General features: G+C 64.5%; 1 protein-coding gene. It reads left to right on the plus strand.

What is annotated here, in order from left to right; translation table 11 throughout:
• A partial coding sequence (locus tag EN852_RS39175) for an FGGY family carbohydrate kinase (RefSeq protein ID WP_246694587.1) occupies positions 1–296 on the plus strand: 296 nt, incomplete at both ends.

Consider the following 296-nt stretch of genomic DNA (forward strand, 5'->3'; position numbering starts at 1 on the left):
CGACCTCGACCCGGGCGATCCTGTTCGACGACAAGATGAAAGTAGCCGGCGCCGGTCAGCAGGAATTCGCGCAGCATTATCCGGCCTCCGGCTGGGTCGAGCATGATTCGGAAGACATCTGGACGAGCGTCGTCGCAACGGTGAAGGCGGCGCTGAAATCGGCAGGCCGCACGGCATCGGATGTGGCCGCCATCGGCATCACCAATCAGCGCGAGACGGTCGTGATCTGGGACAAAGCGACCGGCAAGCCGATCCACAATGCGATCGTCTGGCAGGACCGCCGCACGGGGCCGCTC

The organism is Mesorhizobium sp. M2E.F.Ca.ET.209.01.1.1 (assembly GCF_004010375.2).
In the GTDB taxonomy this organism is placed as follows: Bacteria; Pseudomonadota; Alphaproteobacteria; order Rhizobiales; family Rhizobiaceae; genus Mesorhizobium.